13 protein-coding genes are annotated in these 13935 nt (G+C 65.0%); 8 read left to right on the forward strand and 5 right to left on the reverse strand.

What is annotated here, in order from left to right:
* Nucleotides 1-106 precede the first annotated feature (106 nt).
* From ACFR9U_RS06140 to leuS, 4 genes are all read left to right on the forward strand, one after another.
* Entirely contained in the window at nucleotides 107-667 is a 561-nt protein-coding gene (locus tag ACFR9U_RS06140) for a SprT-like domain-containing protein (RefSeq protein WP_247379470.1), read from the forward strand.
* Nucleotides 668-1369: 702 nt separating this feature from the next.
* A complete protein-coding gene (locus tag ACFR9U_RS06145; protein ID WP_247379468.1) occupies nucleotides 1370-2584 on the forward strand; it encodes a site-2 protease family protein in 1215 nt (404 codons plus the stop codon).
* 225 nt (nucleotides 2585-2809) lie between these two features.
* Nucleotides 2810-3244, forward strand: a complete 435-nt coding sequence (locus ACFR9U_RS06150) for a hypothetical protein (protein WP_247379466.1) — start codon at nucleotides 2810-2812, stop codon at nucleotides 3242-3244.
* Between the two features lie 733 nt (nucleotides 3245-3977).
* Nucleotides 3978-6620, forward strand: coding sequence for a leucine--tRNA ligase (leuS, locus tag ACFR9U_RS06155; protein ID WP_247379464.1), 2643 nt, complete (start codon nucleotides 3978-3980; stop codon nucleotides 6618-6620).
* On the opposite strand, the gene ACFR9U_RS06160 is transcribed toward leuS, so the two are convergent.
* The 4 genes from ACFR9U_RS06160 to ACFR9U_RS06175 are packed head-to-tail and all read right to left on the reverse strand — an operon-like array spanning nucleotide 6613 to nucleotide 9016.
* The gene (locus ACFR9U_RS06160; protein WP_417458106.1) at nucleotides 6613-7356 is read right to left on the reverse strand and encodes an energy-coupling factor ABC transporter ATP-binding protein; all 744 of its coding nucleotides are present in this window, start codon (nucleotides 7354-7356) and stop codon (nucleotides 6613-6615) included. The genes leuS and ACFR9U_RS06160 overlap by 8 nt on opposite strands.
* Nucleotides 7344-8072 carry a cobalt ECF transporter T component CbiQ gene (gene cbiQ, locus ACFR9U_RS06165; protein ID WP_247379459.1) on the reverse strand — a complete coding sequence of 243 codons (729 nt, stop codon included), beginning with the start codon at nucleotides 8070-8072 and terminating at the stop codon, nucleotides 7344-7346. The genes ACFR9U_RS06160 and cbiQ overlap by 13 nt, the downstream gene beginning before the upstream one ends.
* 3 nt (nucleotides 8073-8075) lie before the next feature.
* Nucleotides 8076-8357, reverse strand: a complete 282-nt coding sequence (locus tag ACFR9U_RS06170; protein ID WP_247379457.1) for an energy-coupling factor ABC transporter substrate-binding protein — start codon at nucleotides 8355-8357, stop codon at nucleotides 8076-8078.
* Nucleotides 8354-9016, reverse strand: a complete 663-nt coding sequence (locus tag ACFR9U_RS06175) for an energy-coupling factor ABC transporter permease (RefSeq protein WP_247379454.1) — start codon at nucleotides 9014-9016, stop codon at nucleotides 8354-8356. The genes ACFR9U_RS06170 and ACFR9U_RS06175 overlap by 4 nt, the downstream gene beginning before the upstream one ends.
* A gap of 371 nt (nucleotides 9017-9387) precedes the next feature.
* Between ACFR9U_RS06175 and ACFR9U_RS06180 the strand changes: the two genes are divergently transcribed.
* The 4 genes from ACFR9U_RS06180 (at nucleotide 9388) to ACFR9U_RS06195 (ending at nucleotide 12736) form a co-directional block, all read left to right on the forward strand.
* Nucleotides 9388-10104, forward strand: a complete 717-nt coding sequence (locus ACFR9U_RS06180) for a hypothetical protein (protein WP_247379452.1) — start codon at nucleotides 9388-9390, stop codon at nucleotides 10102-10104.
* Nucleotides 10105-10179: 75 nt separating this feature from the next.
* Complete coding sequence (locus tag ACFR9U_RS06185) at nucleotides 10180-10449, forward strand: hypothetical protein (RefSeq protein ID WP_247379450.1); 270 nt, start codon at nucleotides 10180-10182, stop codon at nucleotides 10447-10449.
* 189 nt (nucleotides 10450-10638) lie between these two features.
* A complete protein-coding gene (locus ACFR9U_RS06190) occupies nucleotides 10639-11253 on the forward strand; it encodes a GNAT family N-acetyltransferase (RefSeq protein ID WP_247379448.1) in 615 nt (204 codons plus the stop codon).
* Between the two features lie 52 nt (nucleotides 11254-11305).
* A complete protein-coding gene (locus ACFR9U_RS06195; protein WP_247379446.1) occupies nucleotides 11306-12736 on the forward strand; it encodes a carotenoid oxygenase family protein in 1431 nt (476 codons plus the stop codon).
* On the opposite strand, the gene ACFR9U_RS06200 is transcribed toward ACFR9U_RS06195, so the two are convergent.
* Nucleotides 12737-13492 carry a ribonuclease H-like domain-containing protein gene (locus ACFR9U_RS06200; RefSeq protein WP_247379444.1) on the reverse strand — a complete coding sequence of 252 codons (756 nt, stop codon included), beginning with the start codon at nucleotides 13490-13492 and terminating at the stop codon, nucleotides 12737-12739.
* Nucleotides 13493-13935 lie beyond the last annotated feature (443 nt).

Below are 13935 nucleotides of genomic sequence, written 5' to 3' on the forward strand. Positions count from 1 at the left end.
CTGGTCCATGTTCTAACAATGTTAGAATAAATGCGCGCGAGTGTGGGGAGCGTTAGGGGTGGTGGGCGAAACGCACTTTGTGGTCGGGTTCGAGCCACGACGTACTGTGCAGCGGGAGGAGCCGACGACGCGTCGCGAGTTGCTGACTCGTGCGGCCGCGTACGCCGAGTCGATCGACCTCGACGTGCCCGTCGCCGAACTCGACTGGACCATCTCCGAACGTGCCAAGCGCCGCGCCGGCGGCTGTCGGTACAACGCTGAGACGGGTGCGATCACGATCGTGCTCACCTGGGCGGCCTACCAGGAGTTCGGCTGGCGGGAGTTCACCGGCACCATTCGCCACGAACTCGTCCACGCCTGGGAGTTTCACCACTTCGGCGAGTCGGGCCACGGCGAGCGCTTTCGCGAGAAAGCCGACGAAATCGACGCCCCGCGTCACTGCCGGACGTTCACCGACGGCCGCCTCGAACTCGTCTGTACGGCCGACGACTGCGGGTGGCGACCCGACCGCCACCGCGCTTCCAAGCCCGTCAAATTCCCCGACGAGGGCTATCGGTGTGGCGACTGCGGGAGCGCGTACGTCGTCCGCCACGTCGCTTCCGGCCGTACCTGGCGGACCAACGAGGGGTACCAGCGCGCACGCGACGCGCTCGGCGACGACTGGTGATCGGCGACGACTGGTGACCCGACGCCCTCTCACGCGACCACACGATCCGTCTCCGGAGACGATTGGGGGTCGTTTCGTGAGCGCTCATACTGACGTCAGACGACCCATCATCTGGGGGTTCTCGACCTGAAGACAACGGGTTGCGTGCAGCGCAGATCGGACAGTCTCCGTATCTCTCTGGAGAGGTCGTGGGGTCGGTTTCGTGCGTCGGTGCTGGGTCGGAAATTCCCGTCCCGTCAGTGGGTCTTCGACCTGAAACGAACGGGTGCGGCGTCGCAGGTGCCGGGGGCGTGACGCCGTCGACCTCGTCTGCCGGGGTGACAGTGTGGCTATAGTCCACACGGAAGGATCGTTTCGGCAGCCGTCGCGCGCGGTGGTGTCACTGTCGTGTCGGGCGGTCTCGACCCGAAAGTGACGGGTCGGCGCTGACGCTGCCCGCGGAACGCCGGGGAGCGTCCCGGCACTGGTCAGAACGGCCCGAGGCCGAGCACCAGCACGATACCCATGAACAGTGCGGTAATGATGATGAGCGCGATGAGATACTCGAACAGTCCCATCGGATCGGTGAGGCTGGGGAACACCATACCGTCGGTACGGCTTCCAGGGCAATCGACCTCCGGATCTCGCCGGTCGTTGACATCCGTCCGGTGGCCTGCACATGCCGGCAGTCGGCCTATCTGAGGGTCTGGCCAACCGGCCGGCATGGCAAGTGTGCGGATCGGCTCCGTTTTCGGGATTCCGATCAAACTCGGGACCTCGTTCCTGCTCGTGGTGCCGCTCATCGCGTATCTCATCGGCACCCAGATCGGGATGACCGCCGCGTTGCTCGGCGAGTTACTCGGCGGAGAGATCGACGCCGCCGCGCTCACCGACGGCGTCCTCCCGTGGGTGCTGGGCCTGGCTGCCGCGCTCGGCCTGTTCCTGGGCGTGTTCCTGCACGAACTCGGCCACTCGCTGGTCGCCCGCCGCTACGGCGTCCACATCGAGGCGATCACGCTCTGGTTTCTCGGCGGTCTCGCACAGTTCGAGGAGTTCCCCGACAGCTGGACCCAGGAGCTCAAGATCGCCATCGCCGGCCCAATCGTGAGCGTCGTCATCGGCGCGCTCTGTTACGGTGGGTTCGCTGCTCTCCCCGCGGACCTCCCTGCCGTCAGGTTCGTCCTCGGGTATCTCGCGGTTTTGAACGTCGTGCTCGCCGGGTTCAACCTGCTGCCCGGCTTCCCGATGGACGGCGGGCGGGTTCTCAGAGCGCTGCTCTCGCGCAACCGCTCACGGTTGGAAGCGACCCAGATCGCCGCCGGCGTCGGGAAGGCGTTCGCCGTCCTGCTCACCTTCGCCGGCATCCTCCTGTTCAACGTCTTCTGGATCGCCATCGCCTTCTTCATCTACCTCGGTGCGACCGGCGAGACGCGCCAGATACTGCTGGAGGACACCTTCGAGGGACTCACCGTCGGCGACATCATGACGCCGGCGGCCGACCTCGACACGGTGACGCCGACGACGCCGCTCTCGGAACTGCTGGAACGGATGATCCAGGAGCGCCACACCGGGTATCCAGTGCTCGACGGCGAGTCGCGAAGCGACTCGGAGAGAGTGAGCGGGGAGGTGAACGACCCGCGAGTCGGCGACCTCCGTGGCCTCGTGACGCTCGAAGACGTCCAGTCGGTCGATCCCGATCGTCGCGATACGGCCACTGTCGGCGACGTGATGTCGACGGACCTGCAGACGGTGTCGGCGACGACCGGCGCCGAAGACGCGGTTACGATCATGCAGCGCCAGGGGATCGGTCGCGTGCTCGTGACCGACGAGCGCGGCGATCTGGAGGGATTGGTCTCGCGGACCGACCTGATGACGGTGTTCGAGATTCGCAAGACCGGCCAGTCCCAGCAGGCCGTCGAACGGATCGTCGCGAAGTGAGACGGGTTCTGCACCAGATTCCCGGCTGTAGTCCTCGATACTTTCGTCAGATTCTCGGTTTGTAGGGAGTGGTCTGCTGAATAGAGATCTGAGATTGCGCAGACAACATGCATCAAAGCGGTACCTGCGATGATTCACAGATCATGGCGATTGTTTCCCGATATGACACCTGTGGCTTTTCTGTGTGGAAAATTATTGGGCTTTGACATTAGAACGGGCATTTCAATGACAGTCCGCACATCGAATCCGTGTACTCTCTTCGGACAGGCCCTCGGGTATCTCCTGTCGTTGTTTGGTATACTCTTCTTCGTCTTTTTCATGTTCATTCCCCACAGCTACCAAGTCGGCTATGCAGAATCCAGAAGTCTGGTTGGATACGAATTCCTGTTCGGCGTTGTTGACGCATATAGTATCTTTACGAGTTCACTCACGGCTCTGCTGGGCGCACTCATCGTTGTCAAAGCGATTCAAGAGAGTCGTTATTCCTGGTTGCTGGTCATAGCACTCTTGACTGGTGGATACGGTATGGCCCTCGGTAGTGAGGCGGGAAATGAATATGACGTACTGATAACGATCTCTCTCTGGGTCACGCTTGTGATAACCCTCCTCTTTACCGGGGAAGTCGTTGAGAACGAGCTTCCCCAGAAGATGAGCGAGTGATTGGTCCAGCATATCTCCCCACACAGATTATTGATCGGCCCTTCAGGTTCGTGCTATCTCTTAGTACGCAAACACAGTGAGCAGGTGATTCAGCGGAGAGTGGCTGAAAAAAAAAAACGAAGTCACTGTGCTGCATGGAACCTCTCTATGTAGCACCGTGTACCTGACAGATTCCCGGCAGATGAAGCGATTCGCTACTTAGTCCCGAATACGTAACGAGCACGAACCGACTCGGCCGGAGATAGCACTGCGACCAGCCTGACAGCCCCCGTTCGCCTTCCTCACGGGGACCTCACGCGTCGGGCGCGGCATGAACGCCGCACCCTGTGCGCGCCAGCCGCATGGCCGGGAGCGCCGTTCATGGCGCGACTCGCTGGAAGAGAAGCACTTCCGAGCCATCCGCTCACTCCGTTTGCGGAGACGGGGAAGGGCAGGCGTGCTGTTCCTGGCGGATGACGGGCGCAGGGACGCTCGCGTTCTTGGAGCCGTCTGAGTGGCTCCTATCCGGGTGGAGCAAGAATCGGCCGTGTCGTGAGCAGACGAGCATCCGCGCGCCTGCAGGCGCGCGGTTCTCCGGACGCGAACGACCGGCGGGAGTGAGCCGTCCGGCAGTTTTAGTCCAGGTTTTACGAGGAGTGGTGCCCGCAGGCCGAAGGCCGAGGACACCCGACGAAGTAAAAAGTGGGAAACCTGATGTGGGCCGCGGTACCAGAGAGGGTAACGGCGAATCTCGATGTCGCGAAGATACGATCACTCGCGGGTGCAGGAGTACTGGCAGCACGTCTGGGACCGGGAGGACGTCTACGACTGTCCCGACGACGCCGAGGACCCCACGTACGTCCTCGGAATGTTCCCCTACACGTCGGGCGCGCTCCACATGGGCCACGTCCGAAACTACGCCATCACCGACGCGTACGCGCGCTACCGGCGGATGTGCGGCGACGACGTCCTGCACCCGATGGGGTGGGACGCGTTCGGCCTGCCCGCCGAGAACGCCGCCTTCGAGCGGGACACGGACCCCGAGTCCTGGACGCGCACCTGCATCGACCGGATGCGCGACGAACTGGAGACGATGGGCTTTGGCTACGACTGGTCCCGCGAGATCACCACCTGCGACCCAGAGTACTACCGGTGGAACCAGTGGCTCTTTACTCGGCTCCACGACGCCGGCCTGGTCGACTACGAGGCTGCGACCGTCAACTGGTGTCCTGACTGCGAGACCGTCCTGGCTGACGCACAAGTCATAGAGGACGACACTGAGGACGGGACCGAGGAGGTCTGCTGGCGCTGCGAGACGCCCGTCGGCCGGCGTGAACTCGACCAGTGGTTCTTCACCATCACCGACTACGCCGCGGAACTCCACGCCGGCCTCGACGACCTTGACGGGTGGCCTGAGGGCGTCCGGGACATCCAGCGCAACTGGATCGGCCGCCAGGAAGGTGCCCGGGTCACCTTCGAAGTAGGGGAGGACGAGGCGGTGGACGCGTTCACCACCCGTCTGGACACCGTCTTCGGGGCGACCTACGTCGCGCTCTCGCCCGGCCACGATCTCGCGGCCTCCCTCGCCGAGGACGACGAGGCGATCGCCGAGTACGTCGCAGACGTCCGCGAGAGCGACCCCGGCGAGGCCGGCATGTCCGGCGTCGACACCGGGCTGACGGCCACGCATCCGCTGACCGGCGACGAGATTCCGGTGTACGTCGCCGCGTACGTGCTCGACGACGTGGGAACGGGCGCGGTCATGGGCGTGCCCGCGCACAACGAGCGCGACAACCGCTTCGCCAGCGAGCAGGACCTCCCCGTCAGGGAGGTCGTCGAACCCATCGGCGAGACTGACGAGAGTTCGACTGCACCGTTCACCGGCGACGGGATGCTCACCAACAGCGGCGAGTACGACGGCCTCGCGAGTTCGGCCGCCCGCGAGCAGCTCCTGGCTGCCGACGACGCCATCGAGTCGGACGTGACCTACCGGCTCCGGGACTGGCTCATCTCCCGCCAGCGCTACTGGGGAACGCCCATCCCGATGGTCCACTGCGAGGACTGCGGCCGCGTCCCCGTGCCTGACGAGGACCTGCCCGTCGAACTCCCGGAGTTCGTCCAGACGACGGGCAACCCGCTCGACGCCGCCACGGAGTGGAAAGAGACCGAGTGTCCCGACTGCGGCAACCCTGCCGAGCGCGAGACCGACACGATGGACACGTTCGTCGACTCCTCGTGGTACTTCCTGCGGTACCTCTCGCCGAACTTCGACGACGCGCCGTTCGACAGCGACACCGCCGACGAGTGGCTCCCCGTCGACGTGTACGTCGGCGGTGAGGAACACGCCGTGCTCCACCTGCTGTACATCCGCTTTTTCACGCGCGCGCTAGCGGACCTGGGCCTGCTCGACGTGCGCGAACCGGTCGACCGGCTCATCAACCAGGGGACGGTGCTCCACAGCGGCCAGAAGATGTCGAAATCGAAGGGCAACGCCATCGCGCCCCACGAGTACGGGGCCGAAACCACGCGACTGTTCGTCCTCTCGGCGGCCCATCCCCAGCAGGACTTCGAGTGGACGGTGAAAGACGTGAAAAACTCCTACGAGTTCCAGCAGGACCTCTACCGGATGGTGCTGGCGTTCTCGGAGGGTGACCACGACACTCGCACCGAAAGCGCACCCCACGACGCCTACCTCGAACGGGAGATCGACCGCACCGTCGCGGCGGTCACCGCGGAGTACGACCGGTTCCGCTTCCACCAGGTCGTCAACGAACTCCAGCGGTTCGCCCGCCTCCTCCGACGGTACCGCAACTACGAACCGCCGTACAAGTACGCCTACAGCCGCGGCCTGCGGGCGCTGTCGGCCATGGTCGCACCGATCGCGCCGTACCTGGGCGAGGAGCTGTGGAATCACCTGGGCGAGGGCGGATTGGCGGCGGAAGCCGACTGGCCGACGCCGCTGCACGACGTGGACGACTATCGGGTCGAGCGCCAGCTCATCCGGCGGACGCTCGACGACGTGCGCGACATCACGGAGGTCGTCGACATCGAGGACCCCGAGGCAATCGAGATCGTCGTCGCTCAGGACTGGAAGTACCGCGCCTACGAGATCGCCAGCGAGGCCGACGCCGAGACGGCCGTCGTGGGCGAGATCATGGACGACGAGGTGGTCGGCGACCACGGCGAGGCCGCCGCCGACTTCGCGGCCGCCCTCCAGGAGCGCCAGGCGGAACTCGAACCGACGATGGACGCCGACCGCGAACTCGAAGTCCTGGAGCAGGCTGCCTGGCTCTTCGAGGACGAGTTCGGCGCGACCGTGACCGTGCGGACGGCCACCGACGACGACGAGCTGGCCGGGAAAGCGAAACCCAACAAGCCGGCGATCCACATCAGCTGAGGTCCCCGTCGGGTGCAGTCCACGACTCGAAGACGTACTGTCGGAGTCCGTATCGATCGGCGAGCGAGCGGGGGAGTGTGTCGCCCCGGTAGTCGATGACGCCGCCGTCCAGCACGGTCACCGTGTCTGCGACGGTCAGCCCGAACCCCACGTCGTGGGTCGCGATGATCGGCGTGATGCCGGCGTCGGTGAGTGACTCGACGAACTGGCCGATGGCCCGGCAGCCGGTCCCGTCCAGCCCGGCGGTCGGCTCGTCGAGGAGCACGTACTCCGGTTCCATCGCGAGCACGCCCGCCAGCGAGACGCGTTTCTTCTCTCCGCCGCTCAGGGTGTTGCACAGGCGTTCGGTCTGGCTGTCGAGGTCGAACTCCGAGAGGACGCGATCGATCCGTTCCGGCTCGTCGACGCCCGCGTTCCGGGGACCGAACGCGACGTCCTGTTCGACGGTCGGCGCGACGAGCTGATCGTCCGGGTTCTGGAAAACGAGTCCGACGCGCCTGCGAAGGTCGGTGAGCGAGTCGTCGTCGTACGCGACGGGATCGCCCCCGACGAAGACGGTCCCCGAATCGGGTTCGAGCAGGCCGTTGAAGTGGCGCAACAGCGTCGACTTGCCGGCGCCGTTCCGACCGAAAATGACGGTCACTTCGCCTGCCTTCGCCGTGAAGTTCACACCGTCGAGGACGCGTTCGTCGCCGTGTCGAAAGCGCAGCTCCTCGGTTTCGATCACAGGGACCACCCAGCGATGGCGATACAGCCGAGCACGACGGCGACGTAGCTGTGGCCCCGACTCGCGGTCGTCGCCGACGGGAGTTTCCCGTCGTAGCCCCGCGCCAGCATCGCGTCGTTGAGCGCTTCAGCCCGCGACAGGGACTTCAGGAACAGCGAAAACGCGAGCGACTTCGACGTGCGAAGCGTCGTCCGGCGCGTTCGAAAGCCGAGGCGGCCCGTCGCCGCGAGTTCGAGTCGGGCGAGTTCCGTGAGCAGGATCTGGATGGCACGGTACGTGAGCAGGGAGACGTCGATCACGAACCGGGGACACCGCAGTGACTGTAACGCGGCGACGAGTTGCGGAACCGTCGTCGTCACGATCAGATAGCTCAGTATCGTGATCGACCCGATCGACCGCAAGCCGGTGGTAAGCGACCGATCGAGTCCGGCCCAGGAAACCGAGAAGGGACCGAAGGCGAGGGCGGTCGACCCGCTCGTGAACAGGACGACGAGCAGCAGGCTCGGCAGGAGAAAGTACACCGGGAGACGGACGACTGTGAGATAGTCACGGCCTGCAGCGTCGACGCCGAGTGCGACGAAACAGACGAGTGCGCTGACGTACGCGAGCCGACTGGGAGCGAACAGCACCAGCACTAACGCGGTAAACGCGAAGTACGCGTTCAACCGCCCCTCGACTCGGGGGCTCGAAGTCGCCTGAATCTGTTCGAGGCTCGCGTGGTGCATGGTTCACTTCGACGTTGCGGGCGCGCTGTCTCGGGTCGGCCGCCGTCCGAGATAGTAGCCGATGAGGAGGCCGCCGACGGCCGCTTGCAGGCTAAACAACAGGCTCTCGATCTCGGCACTCGGCGGCGTCCAGCGGCTCTCGAACCACGGCTCGTACTCCGGGTCGATGGATTCGACTTTCTCCCCTGCAACGCCGTCGGCGCCGCCCCACGTCCCGGCGGTCACGAACGAAAAGAGGACGAGACCGCCCAGCAGCAGGCCGCCCGCGACGAGCCACCGATTCATGCCGTCACTCCCAATCGGTTTCGGAGCGATTCGTTCGACATCGCGATGTAGCTCATCAAGCCGGCTGCGAGTGCCCCTTCGACGATGCCCACTGGGAGCTGGGTCACCGAGAAGACGCCGGCGAAGGTGACGGCGGAGTCCACGACGCCACTCACCCCGGGTTCCGCCGGGAACGCGAGGGCGAGTTGCAGCGACGTGACCAGATACGTCGTCCAGTCGGCGACGACGGCCGCGCCAAACGTGGCTTTCTGGAGGTCCGTGTACGGCCTGAGCGACCGGAACACCAGCCACCCGACGAGTGGGCCGACGATCCCCATCGACGTGACGTTCGCCCCGAGCGTCGTGAGTCCTCCGTGGCCGAGAAGCAGCGCCTGGTAGAGCAAGACGAGCGTCGAGAGAAACGCAGTGACGGCCGGACCGAAGAGGACGACCGAGATGCCGGTGCCCGTCGGATGCGACGTGCTCCCGGTGACGGAGGGCATTTTCAGCGCCGAAAGGACGAAGATGAACGCCGCTGCGACGGCGACGTGTGCTTTGGTCATCGACTGGTCCCGTGCGATGCGCGCCGTCTTCACCGTCCCGTAGCAGACGACTGGTGCAGCGATCCCGTACCACACCAGCGCCCAGAATCCGGGCAGGAACCCTTCCATGATGTGCATGTACTGTCTGTACGCCTGGTTCCATCCCGCTCCGTAAAACAATTGCGCTTGTGCTAGTGCAAATTCAGTTTCTATACGCCGTCTACCCACCGTGATGGATTTCGACCGCGATTCTGCGGCTGTGTGCGGTGGCCCTCTCCCCTGCCGTCTGTTGGTGTCCGTCGCGCCGAGACGCCGCCGGCGCTCATGAACGCTCTCGTGACACATCGGGAGTAGGGGAACTGCGCTAATAGGCATGGGAGTCGGGGGCTCAACGCTGGGCGCAAATCCGTCGTCAGCACGACACATCTGCCGTCACCAGTGCGTATTTCCGAGCGCTGTCTGAATGACTAAGCGAGATGGCAGTTTCCGTTCGCGGTACGGTTCGGGGTATGGGAACTCGGGCGAATCCGGCGTTCGCCGTCGGGGCGGTTGCGGTCCCGTTGGGGGCGCTCGCGTACGCGCTGACGGCCGGCACGATGCAACAGCACATGTACGTCCACGTGATGGCTGGGGTGCTGTGGACGGGGATCGATCTGTTCATGGCACTGGTGTTGGGGCCGGTCCTCGGCGGGCTGGCCGTCACGGAGCGGTCGCAGGTGTTCCAGCGGTTCACCCCGAAGATGACGTTCCTGATGCCGACGCTGGCGCTCGTGACCATCGCCGGCGGCATCACGCTCGCGCTCGACATGGGGTACTTCCCGCACGCCGAGCCGTGGCTGGCGATCCTGACGGCGGCGACGCTGCTGCCCGCCCTCCTACTCATCGGGTTCCAGTTCGACGCCTTTGCGGACTCGCGGTGGTTGGCCGCGTTCGGCCTTTCCTTCGTAGGTAGTGGCGCGTATCTGGGCCTGACGCTGCCGGCGTTCGCGATGACGCGGCCGGTGATCGTCGTCACGCTGGGCATCGTCGCCGTCCTGTCGGTCCTCGGGTTCGGGGTGTTGCTGCCGGGCGAAGTGCGAATGTACATGGAGATGCGGTCGGCCGATCCGGACCCCGAGGTCATCAGCACGATCGGGATGCGCAACGCCAAACTGAGCGGGATTCAGGGCCTGTTCCAGTTGGCAATCATCGCCGTGATGGTGTTCCTCCGCTGGGGCGGGTTCTGAACCCCTCTGTCACGGCTCTCTGGCTGCTATTACGTGTCACTACTACTATATGTCCTCGCTGGACGTACCAGTGGTATGGCATTCGAGAACCTGACGCTCTTCGAGGTGCACGTCGACGGAACGGAGTTCGGCTCGCTCTTCAGCCGGGCAGACGAAACGGGGGGCCAAGCGGACTCGACCGAGGTCGACGTCGAGACGGCGGCTGCCGACGATGAACGCCCGGGAGCGGGACGCAAACGCAGGTTCGTGACTGTGCTCGGGATCGCGGTCGTCGGCAGCGTCGTCGCACGGCGCTTCGGCCGTCGCCGCGCGCGACACCGTCGCGGTAGACGTGACGGGAACTGAGTCCGGCGACGCCACCCCACGCGGCGAACCGGTCGAACAGTAGGCGAACGACCCCCCGTTTCCATTCGAACGGACGCCCCGTCGTTCTGAGTGGTTGACAGTCTGTTTCGGTGGACTGTATCGCCCTATCCTTTTTATTGCGCCTTCCCGATGTGTACGTAGACCCTGCCTTGGGGTGACACTGAATCGATGTCGGACATCCGCTTTCGTCGCGCGACGCCCGCCGACGCCGGGGAGATTCTCGCCACCAAGCGAGCGGCGATCGAGGAACTCGAACACTGGCAGTACAGCCCCGAACAGATCCGGGCGTGGGCACCCAAGGACAGCTATCTCGACACGTTCGAGCAGGCCATCGACACGGACCGGTTCGTCGTCCACGTCGCCGAGGACGACGGCACGATCGTCGGCTACGGCGCGCTGAACGTCCCAGACGAACGCATCGACGCCGTGTACGTCCACCCCGATCACCACGGGAGAGGGATCGCGACGGTCCTCGTCAAGCAGCTCGAACTCTCCGCGGAGTTCCAGGGTATCGTGGAACTCGACGTGATGGCCGCCAAGAACGCGGTCGCGTTCTATCGCTCCGTCGGCTACTGGCGGCTGGACGACGAGGTGACGACCATCGAAGACGTCGACCTGGAACTGGTCCGGATGCGCAAGGACCTCGATCCCACCGACCTCGACGTCGACGCCGACGCGACCGACGCGGCCGAATCCGGGGAGTGGTTCGACCTCGAAGAGTACTTCGACGACGACTCCGACCCCGACGAGTGGTTCGGGTCCACGGCCGAAATCGAGGAGTGAGCCTGCGGTCGCCGGGGGCAGCTATTTCGGCATCAGTGACATCCCTTCTCACATGGGTGACCATCGGTTGGGGTTACAGACGTTCACCGACGAGTGTCGCGACCGGGACCTCCCGGTCGCGGGGGCGATTCCGGACTGGCTCGACGGCCACCTCCTGCGGAACGGACCGGGCCAGTTCGAGGTCGGTGGGGAGTCCGTCGCTCACTGGTTCGACGCGCTCGCGCTCCTCCGCGGGTTCGAGATCCGCGACGGGACGGTTTCGTACAGTGCCCGCTACCTCCGGAGCGAAGCGTACACGCACGCCCAGGCGACGAACGAACTGGGTTTCATGGAGTTCGGGACCAATCCCGACTACAGCCTGCCGCGTCGCCTCGTCCAGGTGGCCCGGGGGCGGCTCACCGACAACGCCAGCGTGGACGTGACTCGGATCGACGGCACGATTGCGGCCGTCACCGAGACCGCTCGCTCCGTGCTGGTCGACGCCGAGACGCTCTCGACGGTCCGCACGCACACGTTCGACGACGACCTCTCTCTGCTGGGCTCGCTCGCGCACGCTCACTACGACTTCGACCGCGAGGAAGAGATCGGACTCGGCTTCGAGTACGGACCGACGAGCCACTATCGACTGTTCCGTCGCGGGAAACGCTCGGCCGAACGCGAGGAGATCGGCGCGGTCGCCGTCGACCGCCCCTCGTATCTCCACAGTTTCGCGCTGACCGACCGCTACGTCGTCGTCACGGAACCGCCGTTCGACGTGCACCCGCTCCGAATGGCTCGCGGCCGACCGTTCGTCGAGAACTTCAGGTGGCATCCCGACGAACCGACTCGCTTCCACGTCGTGGACCGGCGCACTGGCGAGCGCGTCGCACGGCTCCGGACGGACCCGTTCTTCGTATTTCACCACGTAAATGCCTACGAGGGCAGCGGCGCTGCGGTCGTCGTCGACCTGGTGGCGTTCGAGGACGCGAGCGTAATCGATGCGCTCTATCTCGACCGGTTACGCCGCCCCGAAATCGACCCGCCGGGCGGTGAGCTTCGCCGATACAGACTCGACCTCGACAGCGAGACCGTCCACTCTGACCGACTCCATCCGGGGCCAGTGGAGTTCCCGATGATCGACTACCGCGGGCGCAACGCGCGCCAGCACCGCTACGTCTACGGCGTCGGCCGCGCCGATGGACCGGGATTCCTGAACGCCATCGAGAAGATCGACGTCGAAACCGGCGCGTCGTCGACCTGGCACGAACCCGAGACCTACCCAGGCGAGGCCGTGTTCGTCCCGCGGCCCGACGGCACCGGAGAGGACGACGGCGTGCTCCTGTCGGTCGTCCTCGACGTGGCAACAGAACGATCCGCCCTGCTGGTGCTGGACGCGTCGACGCTCGAAGAACTCGCTCGCGCGCCGCTGCCCCACGCGCTGCCCTTCGGGTTCCACGGGCAGTTCTTCCGGGGCGATGGGGTGCCGTCGCCGTCGATGCTCTGACTACGGACTCGGGTTGACGGCCGGTTCGAAGACGTCGGCGTGGAGTCGGTCGACGACGGTCTCCGAGAGCGTCTTGAGGTTGACCGTGTCCTCGCGGTTGTAGGAGACCAGCGTCTCCAGGGACCCGTCCTCGCCGCGTTCGTGTTCGCGCCAGAGGCGGACGGCGTCGCGGCCGGAGATGTCCGGCCGGTCGCGCTCGATGCCGACGTCCTGTTCGATCTGCTTGAGGCCGCCCGACAGCCCGAGCTGCTTGCAGGGGTACATGAGGTCGAGATGCGGGTGGTCGAGCGAGACGTCGAAGGAGTGTTCGAGGAACGGGACGTCGAAGCGCGCGCCGTTGAACGTCACGAGCAAGTCGGCGTCGGCGAAGGCCGCGCGGAGGTTCTCGGCGGTCAGGTCGTCGCCGCGAATCAGGGTGGTGGTGTCGCCGGCCTGGTGGAGGCTGACCGTCGTGACCTCGTCGCGGCGTTCGTCCAGGCCCGTGGTCTCGATGTCGAAGAAACAGGCGTTTTCGCGGAAGTTCTCGTAGAGTCGCCAGCGCTCGCTGGAGGGGAACTCCTGGTCGAAGTAGCGGGCGTCGTTGGCGGCCAGGCGGTCTCGCGCGGTGTCGATGAACGAGCGGATGCGGTCGGCCGTCGTCTCCCCGACGACCGACCCCTCGAACTCGTCCCAGTGGGTCACGCCCGCCTGCCAGAGCTTCCGTTCGGTCTTCTCACCCACGCCCCGTACCGGGATGAAACTGTTCTCGATGCGCACACTCGGTTGGGTGCGTCCCCCGGTCTAAAGACTGTCGCTGCCGATCTGGCGTGTCGCTCTCGCAACCCGACACCTCGTTCACGTCGGTATCGACGGGTTCGGTATCGGCGAAAAACCGAGAGTGAGAGTGGCACACGGATCCTGGGGGTGGGGAAGGAATCCGGCGCCCGTCACGGATCGCCTGTGCAGGCGTATACCGGCGAACCGAAGGTGGTTGCGGACCCTTCGACGCCGTCCGTGACAGTATAAACTCTCAGTAACTCACCAAAGGTTGTTCCGATGTCTGCGCTGCGGGCCAGACACTCTCTCCCAAGGGTTGTCCTGTGGCTCTCGGATCAGCGTCTGCCTGCGGACTCCCGGAGGTGAGCATTCGAGATGTTGACAAACTCGCAACAATTACTCCGACGTTCAGAAATGGACGTGCGCCTTAGCGTTTGAGGGGC

It is taken from the genome of Halorientalis brevis (assembly GCF_042678165.1).
Taxonomy (GTDB): domain Archaea; phylum Halobacteriota; class Halobacteria; order Halobacteriales; family Haloarculaceae; genus Halorientalis; species Halorientalis brevis.